15 protein-coding genes, 1 tRNA gene and 1 rRNA gene are annotated in these 13,360 nt (G+C 63.5%); 7 read left to right on the plus strand and 10 right to left on the minus strand.

Annotation, left to right across the window (positions count from 1 at the left end):
- Positions 1–76, minus strand: a 16S ribosomal RNA gene (locus tag C266_RS15015); the annotation flags it as partial.
- Positions 77–681: 605 nt separating this feature from the next.
- On the opposite strand from C266_RS15015, the gene C266_RS15020 reads away from it, so the two are divergent.
- On the plus strand, positions 682–1,701 hold the full coding sequence (locus tag C266_RS15020; protein ID WP_010806926.1) for a serine/threonine protein kinase: 1,020 nt from the start codon (positions 682–684) through the stop codon (positions 1,699–1,701).
- Positions 1,702–1,716: 15 nt separating this feature from the next.
- Here C266_RS15020 and C266_RS15025 read toward each other — a convergent pair whose 3' ends face one another.
- Positions 1,717–2,175, minus strand: a complete 459-nt coding sequence (locus tag C266_RS15025) for a metal-dependent hydrolase (RefSeq protein ID WP_051126350.1) — start codon at positions 2,173–2,175, stop codon at positions 1,717–1,719.
- Between the two features lie 270 nt (positions 2,176–2,445).
- Here C266_RS15025 and C266_RS15030 point away from each other — a divergent pair, with 270 nt between their 5' ends.
- Entirely contained in the window at positions 2,446–3,174 is a 729-nt protein-coding gene (locus C266_RS15030) for a transporter (protein WP_010806928.1), read from the plus strand.
- Positions 3,175–3,241: 67 nt separating this feature from the next.
- Here the strand turns inward: C266_RS15030 and C266_RS15035 are convergent, their stop codons facing one another.
- Complete coding sequence (locus C266_RS15035) at positions 3,242–3,478, minus strand: hypothetical protein (protein ID WP_010806929.1); 237 nt, start codon at positions 3,476–3,478, stop codon at positions 3,242–3,244.
- Between the two features lie 91 nt (positions 3,479–3,569).
- Here C266_RS15035 and C266_RS15040 point away from each other — a divergent pair.
- The 3 genes from C266_RS15040 (at position 3,570) to C266_RS15050 (ending at position 5,112) form a co-directional block, all read left to right on the plus strand.
- A tRNA-Met gene (locus C266_RS15040) sits at positions 3,570–3,646 on the plus strand.
- A 361-nt stretch (positions 3,647–4,007) separates the two neighbouring features.
- A complete protein-coding gene (locus tag C266_RS15045; RefSeq protein ID WP_010806930.1) occupies positions 4,008–4,349 on the plus strand; it encodes a DHCW motif cupin fold protein in 342 nt (113 codons plus the stop codon).
- A 202-nt stretch (positions 4,350–4,551) separates the two neighbouring features.
- Positions 4,552–5,112 (plus strand): isochorismatase family cysteine hydrolase, encoded by a 561-nt coding sequence (locus tag C266_RS15050; RefSeq protein ID WP_246189888.1) that lies wholly within the window; start codon positions 4,552–4,554, stop codon positions 5,110–5,112.
- A 17-nt stretch (positions 5,113–5,129) separates the two neighbouring features.
- Here C266_RS15050 and C266_RS15055 read toward each other — a convergent pair whose 3' ends face one another.
- A complete protein-coding gene (locus tag C266_RS15055) occupies positions 5,130–6,098 on the minus strand; it encodes a helix-turn-helix domain-containing GNAT family N-acetyltransferase (RefSeq protein WP_010806932.1) in 969 nt (322 codons plus the stop codon).
- 122 nt (positions 6,099–6,220) lie between these two features.
- On the opposite strand from C266_RS15055, the gene C266_RS27490 reads away from it, so the two are divergent.
- The gene (locus tag C266_RS27490; RefSeq protein WP_144265839.1) at positions 6,221–6,463 is read left to right on the plus strand and encodes a hypothetical protein; all 243 of its coding nucleotides are present in this window, start codon (positions 6,221–6,223) and stop codon (positions 6,461–6,463) included.
- On the opposite strand, the gene C266_RS15065 is transcribed toward C266_RS27490, so the two are convergent.
- Positions 6,457–6,795: a hypothetical protein gene (locus tag C266_RS15065; protein WP_371257088.1), complete on the minus strand. Its 339-nt coding sequence runs from the start codon at positions 6,793–6,795 to the stop codon at positions 6,457–6,459. The genes C266_RS27490 and C266_RS15065 overlap by 7 nt on opposite strands.
- 247 nt (positions 6,796–7,042) lie before the next feature.
- On the opposite strand from C266_RS15065, the gene C266_RS15070 reads away from it, so the two are divergent.
- Complete coding sequence (locus C266_RS15070) at positions 7,043–7,384, plus strand: zinc ribbon domain-containing protein YjdM (protein ID WP_010806936.1); 342 nt, start codon at positions 7,043–7,045, stop codon at positions 7,382–7,384.
- Positions 7,385–7,486: 102 nt separating this feature from the next.
- On the opposite strand, the gene C266_RS15075 is transcribed toward C266_RS15070, so the two are convergent.
- The 5 genes from C266_RS15075 to nirD form a co-directional block, all read right to left on the minus strand.
- Positions 7,487–8,677, minus strand: coding sequence for a CmpA/NrtA family ABC transporter substrate-binding protein (locus C266_RS15075; protein WP_246831195.1), 1,191 nt, complete (start codon positions 8,675–8,677; stop codon positions 7,487–7,489).
- Between the two features lie 9 nt (positions 8,678–8,686).
- Positions 8,687–9,262 (minus strand): ANTAR domain-containing response regulator, encoded by a 576-nt coding sequence (locus C266_RS15080; RefSeq protein ID WP_036663257.1) that lies wholly within the window; start codon positions 9,260–9,262, stop codon positions 8,687–8,689.
- 96 nt (positions 9,263–9,358) lie between these two features.
- On the minus strand, positions 9,359–10,162 hold the full coding sequence (cobA, locus tag C266_RS15085) for a uroporphyrinogen-III C-methyltransferase (RefSeq protein WP_010806939.1): 804 nt from the start codon (positions 10,160–10,162) through the stop codon (positions 9,359–9,361).
- Between the two features lie 90 nt (positions 10,163–10,252).
- Positions 10,253–12,967, minus strand: a complete 2,715-nt coding sequence (locus C266_RS15090) for a nitrate reductase (RefSeq protein WP_010806940.1) — start codon at positions 12,965–12,967, stop codon at positions 10,253–10,255.
- A 25-nt stretch (positions 12,968–12,992) separates the two neighbouring features.
- Positions 12,993–13,358: a nitrite reductase small subunit NirD gene (gene nirD / locus C266_RS15095; RefSeq protein WP_010806941.1), complete on the minus strand. Its 366-nt coding sequence runs from the start codon at positions 13,356–13,358 to the stop codon at positions 12,993–12,995.
- Positions 13,359–13,360 lie beyond the last annotated feature (2 nt).

Below are 13,360 nucleotides of genomic sequence, written 5' to 3' on the forward strand. Positions count from 1 at the left end.
CGTGCTGCCGTTCGACTTGCATGTGTAAGGCATGCCGCCAGCGTTCAATCTGAGCCAGGATCAAACTCTTCAGTTTAAACCTGTTACTGTTTTCGGTTTTTCGTGATAAATCACTCGAACCGGTCGCTCTCAAAGTATGCTGACAAGTTAATTACTTAACTTACCTATTACTATGTGAGCCTCAATAAATTTAAAGCTAATCTGCCGTAGCAGACGCACCATTCATCGAGTGCCCACACTTATCGGTTGTTTAATTTTTAAAGATCAATCGCTTCTAACTTCGCTTCGTCGCACACTTACCGCGCCGTCGCTTCGTTTTCTGCGTCGCTGCATCAGCAGCAGAGAAGTGAGATTATGTCGCAGCTTCTCGTCGTCGTCAACAGTTTTTTTCGCTTTCTTCGCTCGTCGCCGTAGCAACTCACCAGCGCCAAACCCTCTGACCACCGGGCTTTCCAGCCCGTCGCCCCAATCCGCTTCGCCGCTTTCGCTGCGTCGCCGTCGTTGCGAGAGACGAGATATTAGTCACCTTCGCCAAACTGCGCAAGCCCTTTGTGAAATTATTTTGAAAAACCGGCAAATTCCTGCATTTCGCGCCGCAGCACTCTGTCTCCGTCCATATATAGAGACGAGACGGCCGGCCGAACCAGCGTCAGCCCCAACGCCTTTGGCACAATAGCGGGCATGAATACCGATCTTTCCCCCGACGCCCCCGGGCACACGCATCCCTTGCATCCCTTCGCCGCGCTCCTGCCCGACGTTGTCATCTCCGCCGTCGAGCAATTAGGGAGCTACAGCGACGGACGTCTGCTCGCACTCAACAGTTACGAGAACCGCGTCTATCAGGTGGGGATGGAAGACGGCCCGCCCCTGATCGCCAAGTTCTACCGCCCCGGACGCTGGACCGACGACGCCATTCTGGAAGAGCATGCCTTCACGCAAGCGCTCGCAGAGCGCGAGATCCCCGTCGTCGCTCCTCTGGAGATTCAGGGCAAGACCCTGCATCACTTCGAGGGCTTCCGCTTTGCGCTCTTCCCTCGGCGCGGCGGCCGCGCCCCCGAACTACAAGATCCCGACACGCTCAACTGGCTCGGCCGCTTTCTCGGGCGCATCCACGCGCTCGGCGCCACCCAGCCGTTCCAGCACCGCCTCACCCTGAATATCGACAGCTACGGGCATGCCCCCGTCGACTATCTTTGGACGAACGACTTCATCCCGGCCGATCTGCGCGATGCCTGGCGCAGCATCGTCGATCTGGCGCTCGCCGGCATTGCCCGCGCCTACGAGCGTGCAGGGGACGTAACGCTGCTGCGCGTGCACGGCGACTGCCACGCCGGCAACATCTTGTGGACCGACGCCGGCCCGCACTTCGTCGATTTCGACGACACCTGCATGGCCCCGGCAATGCAGGATCTGTGGATGCTGCTCTCAGGCACGCGCCCCGAGATGACCGCCCAGCTCGACGAAGTCCTCTCCGGCTACGAAGACTTTGCCGACTTCAACCCGCGCGAGTTGCACCTGACTGAAGCCTTGCGAACACTGCGCCTGCTGCATTACAGCGCTTGGCTGGCGCGCCGCTGGGACGACCCCGCCTTCCCTGCCGCCTTCCCCTGGTTCAACACACAGCGCTATTGGCAGGACCGCATCCTTGAACTGCGCGAACAAGTCGCCCTCATGGATGAACCGCCGCTGACCTGGCGCTGATCCGCCCGCCCGCACTCACCACCATCGCCACATGGTGAACGCGAGTGCGGCGGCAACGCACCACTCCGCAGCCGAGCCCGTCGTCACGTAAAGCGGCGAACGGAAACGGGTGCGCAGCGGCCAGCAAAGCGGCACCCCGGAGGGTGTGAGCCAGTCGGCCAGCAGGTGAGACAAATAGCCGGCGCATAGCGCAATCATCCACGCGGGCACACGTCCCCATCCATACAGGCAGGCCACGACCGCCAGCAGGGGCAGCAATAGCGAATGCGTCATACCGCGATGCCCGAACACACCGGAGATCGCCAGAGAAAGCGGTGCGACACGGCGCCCCAGCAAACTCTTTGGATGATCGATGTCGGGGAGCAACGCACCGACGAGTGTCAGCGGCCAGGCATGAACGCTAGCGGCCCACCCGGTGCGATGCATCAACCACGTTGCGCCGATACCGAATATGAGATGACTTCTGGCTTGCATGACAGACGGGAAGCGACGCGCGGGAATGTCTTGCGCCTCTGGGAAGGGGGCCGAAGTCTATCACCGCGCGGGCAATAGGCGCAGCCCCTTCATGCCATCGGCCGATCACACCGCGGGCGAGAGCGCAACGCTCCGGGCAAACAAATGTCAATTACGCCACATTCGACGCGGTTCGATTGACGGTGTCATACCCGCCCCGTACGATCCGATCCGCCCGACGGATTTTCAGACTTTCGCGCGACCGAACGCCCCGCCCCGCAGGAGTTTTTGATGAAGAAGTATCTGATCCTCGCCGCCGCCTTGGCGCCACTTGCCGCACAGGCCATGAACCCGCTCGTCACGGACGACACCGGCACGCAGGACACCGGCAACTGGCAGCTTGAGCTGAACAGCGAATGGACCACGCTGCAGACGTCGCGCCAGCAACAATGGAGCAACACGCTGACATACGGCGTGCTGCCCAACCTCGATGTTGCGATCCAGGCGCCTTACCAACGCAATCGCCCCGACGGCGACGGCTGGACCAACGGCTTCTCCGACCTCCAGTTGCAAGCCAAATGGCGCTTCCTCGAAGGCGAGCAATGGAGCCTCGGCCTGAAGCCCTTCGTCACACTGCCGACAGCCAGCCGGGAACGAGGTCTCGGCAACGGCCGCGCGACGACCGGGGCGAACCTGCTGATGCAATACAACCTCGATCGCTGGACGTTCCTCGCCAACGCCGGTTACACCTGGAACAACAACGGCATCGGCAATCGGCAGAGCCTGTGGAACGCCTCCACGGCCGTGCTTTTCAGCGCGACTGATACGGTGCGTCTGGTAGCCGACATCGGCGTCGCGACCAATCCGAACGCCACCACCCAAACGAAACCGGCCTACGCGCTGGTCGGCGCGATCTACAGTCCCACCAAGGATCTCGATCTGGACGTCGGCTACAAACGCGGCCTGAATCCCGCGTCGATCTCACACTCGGTGCAGGCCGGCGTCACCGTTCGCTGGTAAGCGTCGCGCCCCGGCGGGCGGCCGCCCCGTGACACGGCAGCCGCCCCTCAGCGCCCTCTCCCACGAATCAACAACAAGCGAGATGGCGCGCTTTGCGAGTCGCCAGCCCCTCGTCGGGCGGACGCTTCCACCAATCCTGCGACGAGAAGATCTCCACTTCGTGCATACCGTCGTATCCCTGCGCTTCGACAAGTGCCCGAGCAGCGGGAATATCGATGACGCCGTCGCCCATCATGCCGCGATCGAGCAGCAAGTCCTGCGTCCGCCACAAGAAGCGCGTGCGCAAGACGCGGAGAAAATGCACGCCTCGCGCATGTTTGTCAGGGGTCCATAAAACAAATTTCATAAATGCTTGACACGATGCACAGAATACCCGTAATATTCATTTCTTCAGACGCGGGGTGGAGCAGTCTGGCAGCTCGTCGGGCTCATAACCCGAAGGTCACAGGTTCAAATCCTGTCCCCGCAACCAAGATTCAGCAAAAAGCCTTGATTTCATAGCGAAATCAGGGCTTTTTTGCTTTCCGGACGGTGCTACACGGGAGCTACACTCGTGGCCGCTCAGCACCCGCAACCACTAGGCGCAACGTAAGGCGAACCGGTTTTCTTTGAAGACGCCCCGGCGCAGGTCGATCCCCAATCGGTGATCGGCGTCCGGACCGGGCTTCTGAAACGAGGTGGCGCTATTCCCGCACCAGATTGATCTATGCGTGAGCGATGTCCGCGCCGATCCGAGAACGCTGAACGGTCGCGAAGGGACGTTCGACATTGCCACATGGATCGCTGACAATCGACTCGGCAATCGCTTAACAACATCACCAGGGAGAGACGGCATGAAAATGGACGCATTTGCGTTTGGCACGACAAACTGGGCGGAAGTCGAAAGGACAGAGCACCAAGGTGAGACAGGCGTAGCTTATTGGCGCACGCGATTTTTTGGCGAGGCGCCTAATCAAATCCGTGTGCGGATGGTGGAATACACCCCGGGCTACCTTGCCGACCATTGGTGCCAAAAAGGGCATGTTCTCTTCTGCATGGAAGGTGAGTTGGAAACGACCCTCGAAGACGGGCGGAAGTTCGTTTTAACGGCCGGCATGAGTTATCAGGTTGGCGACAACGCTGAACCGCATCAGTCCTATACCAAGACAGGTGCCAAGCTCTTCATTGTTGACTGAACCGCGCAATACCAGTCGTTGGGACGGCATGAGGCGGGCACTCTCTGCCCGCCTTCAGGCAGGCGAAGCCCGGCGCGGCCGTGATAGAGTCGGCCATCACTCTCTATCGCGTAGCCTTATGCCGCCTACCGCTGAACGTGAGCCCGCCGCCGATTCGGCAGATCGTCAATCGGGCGTGGACAGTGCCGCCAGCGCACTCAGCATGATCCTTTCCCCCGCGAAAACCGCGCTTCTGGTCATGCACTACCAAACCGACATCATGGCGCTGTTCCCGTCGGTCGCCCCCACATTGCTCGCCAACACACGTCAGTTGTGCGATGCCGCTCGGACAAAAGGCGTCGACGTCTATTTCGCGAAAATCCACTTCAGCCCAGGCTATCCGGAAGTCAGCCCACTGAATCGGAATGGGCAAGGCATCAAGCAACTAGGTCTGTTCGTCGACGACCGGATCTCGCCCGAACTCGGCCAGCGGGCCAATGAGCCACTCATCGTCGCGCATCGCGCCAGCGTGTTCTTCGGCACCGACCTGCAAGTCCGGCTCTCGGCACGGGGAATCGATACCCTGATCATGGTGGGCATTGCCTCTACCGGCGTAATGCTGTCGTCAATCGCGTATGCGAGCGATGCCGACTTCCGTTTGTTCACGGTCAAGGACTGTTGCTACGACCCCGATCAGGTCGTGCACGATCATCTCTTTTCGACGGCGTTCGATTCGCGCACAACGGTGCTTTCACTGGCCGGCGCATTGGAAATGCTCGCGTAAGCCGCCGATTTCGACGCTCACCCGGCGCGACGCCAAAACCGCTGCTCGACCACCTTGGTTCCCCATTGCTCGCCTTCGGATTCGTCGCTCAATCGAAAGCCGAACGACTCATACAGATGGCGAGCAGCGTCCAGCCCCTTGAACGTCCACAGGTAGGTCTCGCGAAAGCGTTCGTCGACAAAGCGCATCGCTCGCGACATCAATTGCCGTCCAACGCCGGAGCCACGCAATGCATCGTCGACAATGAACCATCGCAAATGCGCGATGCCGGTTGCCATGTTTCCATCAATGGCGAGCGACGCAAGCGTCCGGCCATTTTCGACGTAGCACCACAACGCCTTACCGTCGGCCGGCAACGCCCCCGCGAACTCGGCAAGCTCCGTGGCCACCTTCCTCTCGAAGAACGCACCGAATCCCCAATGTTCCGCGTAAAACCGGGCGTGCAAGCTGGCAATGTCGCCGATGCAGCCCGGTTGATACCCTTGCACGATTTGTGCGGGCACCTCATCGTCATTCACGGCTTGTACGGCATTGTCCTGCGCAAGCGCGTCGGCGTATAACGCGAGAGACCGAACCAGTGCTGCCTGATCGGCCGGTACGATGCGACGCAGCGCATTCGACACCTGGTCCGTCGCAAAGCGGTCGATCTTCTTGCGGAGTTTCTGTCCCGCATCCGTCAGATAGAGTTCAGACACGCGCGCGTCTTCGTTTGCCGTCACGCGCCTCACCAGATCGCCGGCCTCGAGCTTGGCGACCTGACGGCTCGTGTTCGATTTGTCCAGCCGGAGGATGTTACCGAGATCCTTGGCCGTGATCCCCGGCGCAGCGCCGATTTCGATGATCGCGTGTACCGCCGATGGCGCGAGATCGCTATCCGCCAGGGTCGTTCGCATGAAGCCCAGTTCACGAACCAATCTGCGAGAGAAGTCGCGGAGTTCCAGAATCTCCGCTTCGCGAGACTTACCAGGAAGATCGACGAGGTCCATGAGCCATCTCATAAAGGTTGCGAATTGCAACCAATATAGTTGCACATCGCAACTTATGCAACGCGCGACGACGTAACCAAAACGCAATCGCGGGAACGCTTCGTGAAGACGACAAGACGCATATGCGCTACCCGACCGCCATCTCCCAATTGCAGGGCTTTCGAATCGTCGAAATCGGCGAGGCGCTGGCCGTCGTCGAATTGAATACTCACGTGGAAATTCACGGCAATCAGCAGGGCACCGTGCACGGCGGGCTGCTATGCGAAGGGGCGATGAAGCGGTCTGAACAGCCGCAGGGGGCGCGATCCCCTCACGCTTCAGTGCGAGAGAGGCGCCGACACCGGCCGCTGTCGGACGGTCATTGATCCTCGGTACCGAAGAGACCCTGTGCGTCCAGAATCGCGTAGGCAATCTCGGGACGCTGGTCGAGACAACGGCGGATGGCGGCAGGAATCGCGGCGTGCGTCTTTCGGCAAAGCCCCGGCTGTGCTTCCAACTGGATCGTGATGCCCCGGACCGTGCGGACTTCGTTGAGGCTCGGCGCGATCCGCAGCCGAACCCCAAGCTGGGTCTCCATGCGTTCTGCCACGCGCAGCAAGTCGGCGTAGGTGGCGAGCTTTTCGATATGGCCCACCAGCCGCTTCTCCTCCGCCTGCGTCAACCGCAAGATCCGGCGATCACCGTTCGGGTCCTGCATGAGGCGCTCACGCTCGCAGGTGCAGGCACCGGGAGGGCACTCCGTACGAATCGGAAAAAGGGGCTCGTCGAGCATGTCGAAGACGGGAATTGGATAGCCGGGATTGCCGCGATTGCCTTAGCGTCCATCATCGGCGACTAAAGTATCCCAATTATGTCGTCTTGCAGCCATTAGGGATGTCCGCGTACCGGCAGCGTTATACTCTCGCGCTCTAATTGCTTTTGTCACACCTCAGGGACTTCATCATATGAGCGCACTTCCTCCTTGCCCGAAATGCCACTCCGAATTCACTTATGAAGACGGAGGCCTCTACATCTGCCCGGAATGTGCTCATGAATGGTCGGCACAAGACGCCGCCCCGGCCGAAGCCACCGAGCGCGTTTTCCGCGATGCCACCGGCGCCGTTCTGCAAAACGGCGACACCGTGACCGTCATCAAGGATCTGAAACTGAAGGGCTCAGCCGGCGTGATCAAGATGGGCACCAAGGTGAAGAACATCCGGCTGGTGGACAGCGACCACGATATCGATTGCAAGATCGATGGCTTCGGTGCAATGAGCCTGAAGTCGGAATTCGTCAGGAAAGTGTGACCTGAACCCCGCCACTGCGCGCCTGCCCGGCGCGTGGCGGCGACGGCGACGCGCTCGCGCAGCCCTGCTGCCCGACTCGTCCGACGGTGAGCGCTTGGCCGCTCACCGCGCCCGAATAGCGAATCCGTCGACGTAAGCCCCCAGATCGGCCGCACTTGCGGCGTCCCAAACCCTGCCGTCGCAAAGCACCTCGCTAGCGGGCAAGGACACCACCGGCACCCCTTCGGCCCGTGCCGCCGCCTCGAACAGCGCGGTCTGATTCACCTCGTTCGCCGTCCGGACGGCCCCCGCCAACGCCTCGGCGCCCACCATGCCCCAGCGGCGATATTGCGAGATGAACCACATCCCGTCAGACGGATGCGGGTAATTCACCGCCCCCTCGTCGAAGAAACTCACGGCGAGCAAAGCGTGCCGCCCCTGCATGCGTCCGAAGTCCCCCAACAGACGTGCCGCGATCAGATCGCGCGGCGCGCCGACCCATGCCGGTTCGGCGAGCCATCCTGCCGCTTCCGCCCGATGCCCGGGCATATCCAGCCAGCGGCACGCACTGAGTAGCGTGCGCACCAGCGCCTGTGCCGTCTTCGGGTAACGGGCGACGAAATCCCGGCGGCAGGCGAGCACCTTTTCAGGGTGATTCGGCCAGATGTCACTCGACACCGCCACCGTGCGCCCCAGACCGCGCGCCTGGGCCACCGCGTGCCACGGCTCGCCGCAGCAAAAGCCGTCGAGCCCCCCCTCCTCCATCGCAGCGACCATGTGCGCCGGAGGAATGACGATGCTCGACACCTCCGAGAGCGGATCGATGCCCTGCGCCGCAAACCAGTAGTTCAGGAACATCGCATGCGTGCCCGTCGGGAAGGTCTGTGCGAAAACCGGCTTGCGCCCGAGCGACACCAGCGCCTCACGCAAGTCGCCCGTGCGCGCCATCGCATCGGCCAGCGACGGCGTCACCGTCACGGCCTGCCCGTTGCGATTGAGCACCATGAGCACCGCCATGTCCTCGCGCGGCCCGCCAATGCCCAACTGCACCCCGTACACAAGACCGTACAACGAATGCGCGGCGTCCAGCTCGCCCGTGAGCAACTTGTCGCGCACGGCGGCCCACGACGATTCACGGCTCAACTCCAGCGTCAGTCCGTGCTCGTGCCCCAGTTCCAGACGCTTCGCCACGACCAGCGGCGCCGCATCGGACAACGCGACGAACCCCACGCGCAGATGCCGTTTTTCCGGCATATCGTCCGAAACAAGGTCCGGCGATTGCGCGTCAGAAGCTAACCATGATGACGTCGACATGAGCAGTGTCTACCCCAGTAATTCGGCAATCGAGACGAGTTGGCGCGCCACTTCGACGAGCTTCTCGCCCTGATCCATCGCCCGTTTGCGCAGAATGGCATACGCCTCCTGCTCGGAAATCTTGCGTCGATCCATGAGCAGCCGCTTGGCACGGTCGATCAGCTTGCGATCGGCCAGTTCGCTCTCGGCTTTGACCAGCCGTGCCCGCAACTTTTCCTCATGGGCGAAACGCGCAAGCGCAACTTCGAGAATCGGTGCGAGCCGGTCGGCGGCCAGTCCTTCGACGGAGTACGCTGTGACGCCCGCATCCACGGCCGCGCGAATCAGCGACTGATTACCGTCGGCCGAGAACATCAGCACGGGGCGCGGGGCCGCCGCATTCATCACGGCAAGTTGTTCGAGCGTGTCGCGCGACGGCGATTCGGTGTCGATGATGACCACATCCGGACGCTCGCTCTCCACCACACGCGGCAACGCCTGCGGCTTGGCGACCTCCGCCAGCATCTCGCAGCCCAGACGCGCAAGCGCCGCCCGCAACTCGCCGATCGGCTTGTCGGTATCGGTGACGAGCAACACGCGCAGCACGCCCTGCACGCCTGCCGTCTCGACAGCAGGGGTGTCCACAGGGACGACGGGTTTGCGGGGGTCGCGGGGAGGCATGGCCATAAAAGATATAACGCGTCAGGCCGCTCGTGCGATGACGTCCGGCGCGACGTCATCGCAGGCGGTCTCCGCCGCCACGCCGACGCCCATCCCGCCGGGCGCGGCCATCAGCGCTGCCTCACCGACCGCGCCGCCCACGAGCAGGATGGCCGGGCTGGCGAAGCGCCCGGCGCGCACGTCGGCCGCCAGACGTCCCAACGACGTTACCAGCCGGCGCTCTTGCGGCGTGCCGGCCCACTGCACAGCCGCTGCCGGTGTCGTCGCATCGAGGTGTGCCATCAACGTCTCGGCCAGCGCTTCGACCCGATTCACTCCCATGTAGATCGCCAGCGTGGTGCCCGTCGCGGCGAGCGCCGCCCAGTTGGGCGCGCTGCCGTCCTGCCGGTGTGCGGTGACGAAAGTCACGCCCGCGCAGTGGTCGCGATGCGTGAGCGACATGCCGAGGCCGGCCGCCGCTGCGAAGGCCGCCGACACCCCGTTGACGATCTCCACCGGCACGCCGGCGCGACGCAGCGCTGAGATTTCCTCGCCCGCACGCCCGAACATGAGCGCGTCGCCCCCCTTCACGCGCACCACATGCGCACCAGCCCGCGCGAACCGGCACATCAGCCGTTCGATGAAAGCCTGCGGGGTCGACCGGCAGCCGCCGCGCTTGCCCACGGCAATCACACGGGCCTGCGGTGCGAGCGTGGCGATCTCCGGATTGGCCAGATCGTCCACAAGCAGCACGTCGGCCTCGCCGAGCACGCGCGCCGCGCGCAACGTGAGCAGATCGAGCGCGCCGGGACCCGCGCTGAGCAGGGTGACTTTGCCGTTCTTCATGATCGTTCTCCCTCAAATCCTCGATATCCTGCATGTCGCCCAATTCAAGTTCTGTCATAGCGTTCGGGATCGAACGCCGGAAATCCGTGCTCAAGCGGCGTTCGTCGCCACCGGCTGCGCCACCTTGCCCGATGTCGCACACATGCGCTGCAACTCCGGCACGCACGAGCCGCAAACCGTACCGCAGCCGAGTGTCGCTTTGAGTTGCGTCAGGTCCGCCCCGGCGCCGATGGCCGCGTCGATGCTCGACGCCGTCACCGACTTGCACTGACATACGGTGCGATCGCGCGACCTGGCTGGCCCGCTGTCCGCCACGAAAACGGCGTGACGCGCGCGCGTCCACGGCGACGTTTCGCGCACACGAGCGAGCAGCGACGCCGACGCGGCGACATCCGCCTCGCTGCCGGCGACCAGCACGCCGTCGATCCATGTCTCGCGCCATGCCACCCGCCTGGTCATCGCCCGGCGAGCGTCGCGGTACTCCAGCAGCGACTCGTCGCGTGGCAGGCCCAGCGCGGTGTGCAAACGCTCAAGCCATGCCGCATCGGGCTGGTCGTCTGCTGCGGCGACCACAATCCGGTCGTCCCCCTCCAGACGCACCGTCGCGAAGCGCCGCTCGGCCAGCAACGGCTGCACCGCCGCATGCAGTTGCAACGCGTCGCCGCGACGCACCGCCGCCACGCGCCATGGCAGCGTAAGCGGATCGACACGCACCGCAGCGTGCTTCAGCTCCGGCTGCTTTGAGTATTTGTCGACCGCGCCGAGGGTTGTATCGTTCACGCCCCCGCCGCCGAGGAACTGCCCGCTCCAGTGCATGGGCACGAACACCGTGCCCGACGCGACGTCGTCGCTCACGCTCAGCGTCAGCACCCGTTCGCCGCGACGGCTCGACAGCCGCACGAAATCCCCTGCGCGCAAGCTGCGGCGCGCGGCATCGGCCGGGTGCATCGTGAGCGCCGGTTCCGGCGCATGTTCGAACGCCTGCCCCACCCGCCCCGTACGGCTCATGCCATGCCACTGATCGCGCAGGCGTCCAGTAATCAGACGTAGCGGATGGCGCGCATTGATTGGCTCGGCCACGGGGCGGTATTCGAACGCGTGAAAGCGCGCCCGACCGTCGCCGGTGGCGAATACGCCGTCCTCGTACCGGCGTGCTTGCCCATGCGACGCCCCTGCGGGAAACGGCCACTGCTGGGGGCCGCGCGATTCGAGCATCGTGTAATCGATGCCGCCGATGTCCAGGTCACGCCCGGCTGTCAGCGCACGGTGCTCGTCGAAAATCGTCTCGATGGAGGAAAACGCGAACGGCGCCGGCGATGCATCGAGCTTGGGCGCAAGACGGCGGGCAACTTCGCTGGCAATCCACCAGTCTGCCCGCGCTGCGCCCGGTGCCGGCACTGCCGCCCGCACGCGCGAGATGCGACGCTCCGAGTTCGTGACCGTGCCCGCCTTCTCGCCCCAACTTGACGCCGGCAGCAACACGTCGGCATAAGGCACGGTATCTGTCTGGTGAAAGGCTTCCTGTACCACGACGAATTCCGCCTTTGCCAGCGCCTGGCGCACGCGTTCGCTGTCGGGCATCGAATGCACGGGGTTCGTGCACGCGATCCAGATCGCCTTGATGCGCCCGTCGCGCACGGCGTCGAACATCTCGACGGCGGGCAGGCCAGGTCTATCCGAGAGCCCCTGCACGCCCCACAACCGCTCGACTTCCGCACGATGCGACGCGTTGCCGATCTCCCGATGTGCGGCGAGCATCGTGGCCATCCCGCCGACTTCGCGTCCCCCCATGGCGTTGGGCTGTCCCGTGAGCGAGAACGGACCTGCGCCTGCGCGGCCGAGCTGTGCGGTGGCCAGATGCAGATGGATGAGGGCGAGGTTCTTTTCGGTGCCGTGACTCGACTGATTCAGCCCCATGCAATAAAGCGAGAGCGCCGCCGGGCTTTCGCCAAACCAGTCGGCCGCCTGCCGCAACGCGGACGCTTCAATGCCGCAGATATCCGCCACGAGTTGCGGCGGATAGGCCCGCAGCACCTGCTTGAGGGCGTCGAACCCTTCCGTATGCGCGTCGATGTATCCGCGATCGATGCGCCCTTCCCAGATGAGGTGATGCAACATGCCGTGAAACAGCGCGACGTCGGTGCCGGGCACAATGGCCAGATGCAGATCGGCCATGGCGGCGGTGTCGGTGCGGCGCGGGTCCACGACGATCCAGCGGATCGACGGATCGGCCGCCTTCGCCGCTTCGAGCCGCCGGAACAACACCGGGTGCGCGTACGCCATATTGCTGCCCGCGAATAGCACCGTGCGGGCCGCTTCGAGATCGTCGTAGCACGTAGGCGGGCCGTCGGCGCCGAACGCCATCTTGTAGCCGCTCACGGCGCTCGACATGCACAGCCGCGAATTCGTGTCGATGTTGTTGGTACGCACCAGCCCCTTGGCCAGCTTGTTGAAGACGTAGTAGTCCTCGGTCAGCAACTGTCCCGACACATAGAACGCGACGGCATCCGGCCCGTGACGGCAGATGACGTCGGCGAAGCGCGAGGCCACGGTTTCCAGCGCATCGTTCCATGTCGCGGGCGCGCGTGCGGCATCGCGCGTGCTGCGAAGCTCGGGCATCAGCACACGACCGGCGAGCGACTGGGCAGTGAGCGGCAGGGTCATGCCCTTGCTGCACAGACGCCCGAAGTTCGCCGGATGCGCCGGGTCGCCCTGCACACCGACGATGCGCTCGCCGTCGCTCTCCACGAGCATGCCGCAACCGACACCGCAGTAGCAGCAGGTGGTTTGCGTGAGGGTGGTCATAAGGGCTCCGGCAATGGCAAGAGAGTCAAGCGCCAGCCGCGGCTTCGGCGGCCTCGGCACGCGTCGCGTCGTCGAGCGACAAATACACTTCGCCCGCGTCGATCCGCACGGCAAAGCGCTGCGCGCAACCCACATCGGGCGCGCAGGCTTCGCCGGTGTTCAGATCGATGTTCCAGGCATGCAGCGGACACGTCACCTTCTCGCCGTGCACGATGCCCTGCGACAGCGCGCCCCCCTTGTGCGGGCATTTGTCACGCAGTGCGAAAACGTTATCGCTCTCAGTGCGAAACAGGGCGATAGCGCCGGTCGGATGGGGCAGCACGCGCGTGCCCAAACGCGGGATCTCATCGACGTCGCACACATGCAGCCAGATCGGTTCGGATAGCGTCATGG

Origin of the sequence: Pandoraea sp. SD6-2 (assembly GCF_000389825.1) — a bacterium.
In the GTDB taxonomy this organism is placed as follows: domain Bacteria; phylum Pseudomonadota; class Gammaproteobacteria; order Burkholderiales; family Burkholderiaceae; genus Pandoraea; species Pandoraea communis.

Excerpts from the sequence above, each read along its gene's own strand:
- C266_RS15025 (WP_051126350.1), bottom strand. The coding sequence starts at position 2,175 with ATGCAAGCCAGAAGTCATCTCATATTCGGTATCGGCGCAACGTGGTTG.
- C266_RS15070 (WP_010806936.1), top strand. The coding sequence starts at position 7,043 with ATGAGCGCACTTCCTCCTTGCCCGAAATGCCACTCCGAATTCACTTAT.
- C266_RS15030 (WP_010806928.1), top strand. The coding sequence starts at position 2,446 with ATGAAGAAGTATCTGATCCTCGCCGCCGCCTTGGCGCCACTTGCCGCA.
- C266_RS15065 (WP_371257088.1), bottom strand. The coding sequence starts at position 6,795 with ATGCAGGACCCGAACGGTGATCGCCGGATCTTGCGGTTGACGCAGGCG.
- C266_RS15050 (WP_246189888.1), top strand. The coding sequence starts at position 4,552 with ATGATCCTTTCCCCCGCGAAAACCGCGCTTCTGGTCATGCACTACCAA.
- cobA (WP_010806939.1), bottom strand. The coding sequence starts at position 10,162 with ATGAAGAACGGCAAAGTCACCCTGCTCAGCGCGGGTCCCGGCGCGCTC.
- nirD (WP_010806941.1), bottom strand. The coding sequence starts at position 13,358 with ATGACGCTATCCGAACCGATCTGGCTGCATGTGTGCGACGTCGATGAG.
- C266_RS15055 (WP_010806932.1), bottom strand. The coding sequence starts at position 6,098 with ATGGACCTCGTCGATCTTCCTGGTAAGTCTCGCGAAGCGGAGATTCTG.
- C266_RS15075 (WP_246831195.1), bottom strand. The coding sequence starts at position 8,677 with ATGTCGACGTCATCATGGTTAGCTTCTGACGCGCAATCGCCGGACCTT.
- C266_RS15020 (WP_010806926.1), top strand. The coding sequence starts at position 682 with ATGAATACCGATCTTTCCCCCGACGCCCCCGGGCACACGCATCCCTTG.
- C266_RS27490 (WP_144265839.1), top strand. The coding sequence starts at position 6,221 with ATGCGCTACCCGACCGCCATCTCCCAATTGCAGGGCTTTCGAATCGTC.
- C266_RS15090 (WP_010806940.1), bottom strand. The coding sequence starts at position 12,967 with ATGACCACCCTCACGCAAACCACCTGCTGCTACTGCGGTGTCGGTTGC.
- C266_RS15045 (WP_010806930.1), top strand. The coding sequence starts at position 4,008 with ATGAAAATGGACGCATTTGCGTTTGGCACGACAAACTGGGCGGAAGTC.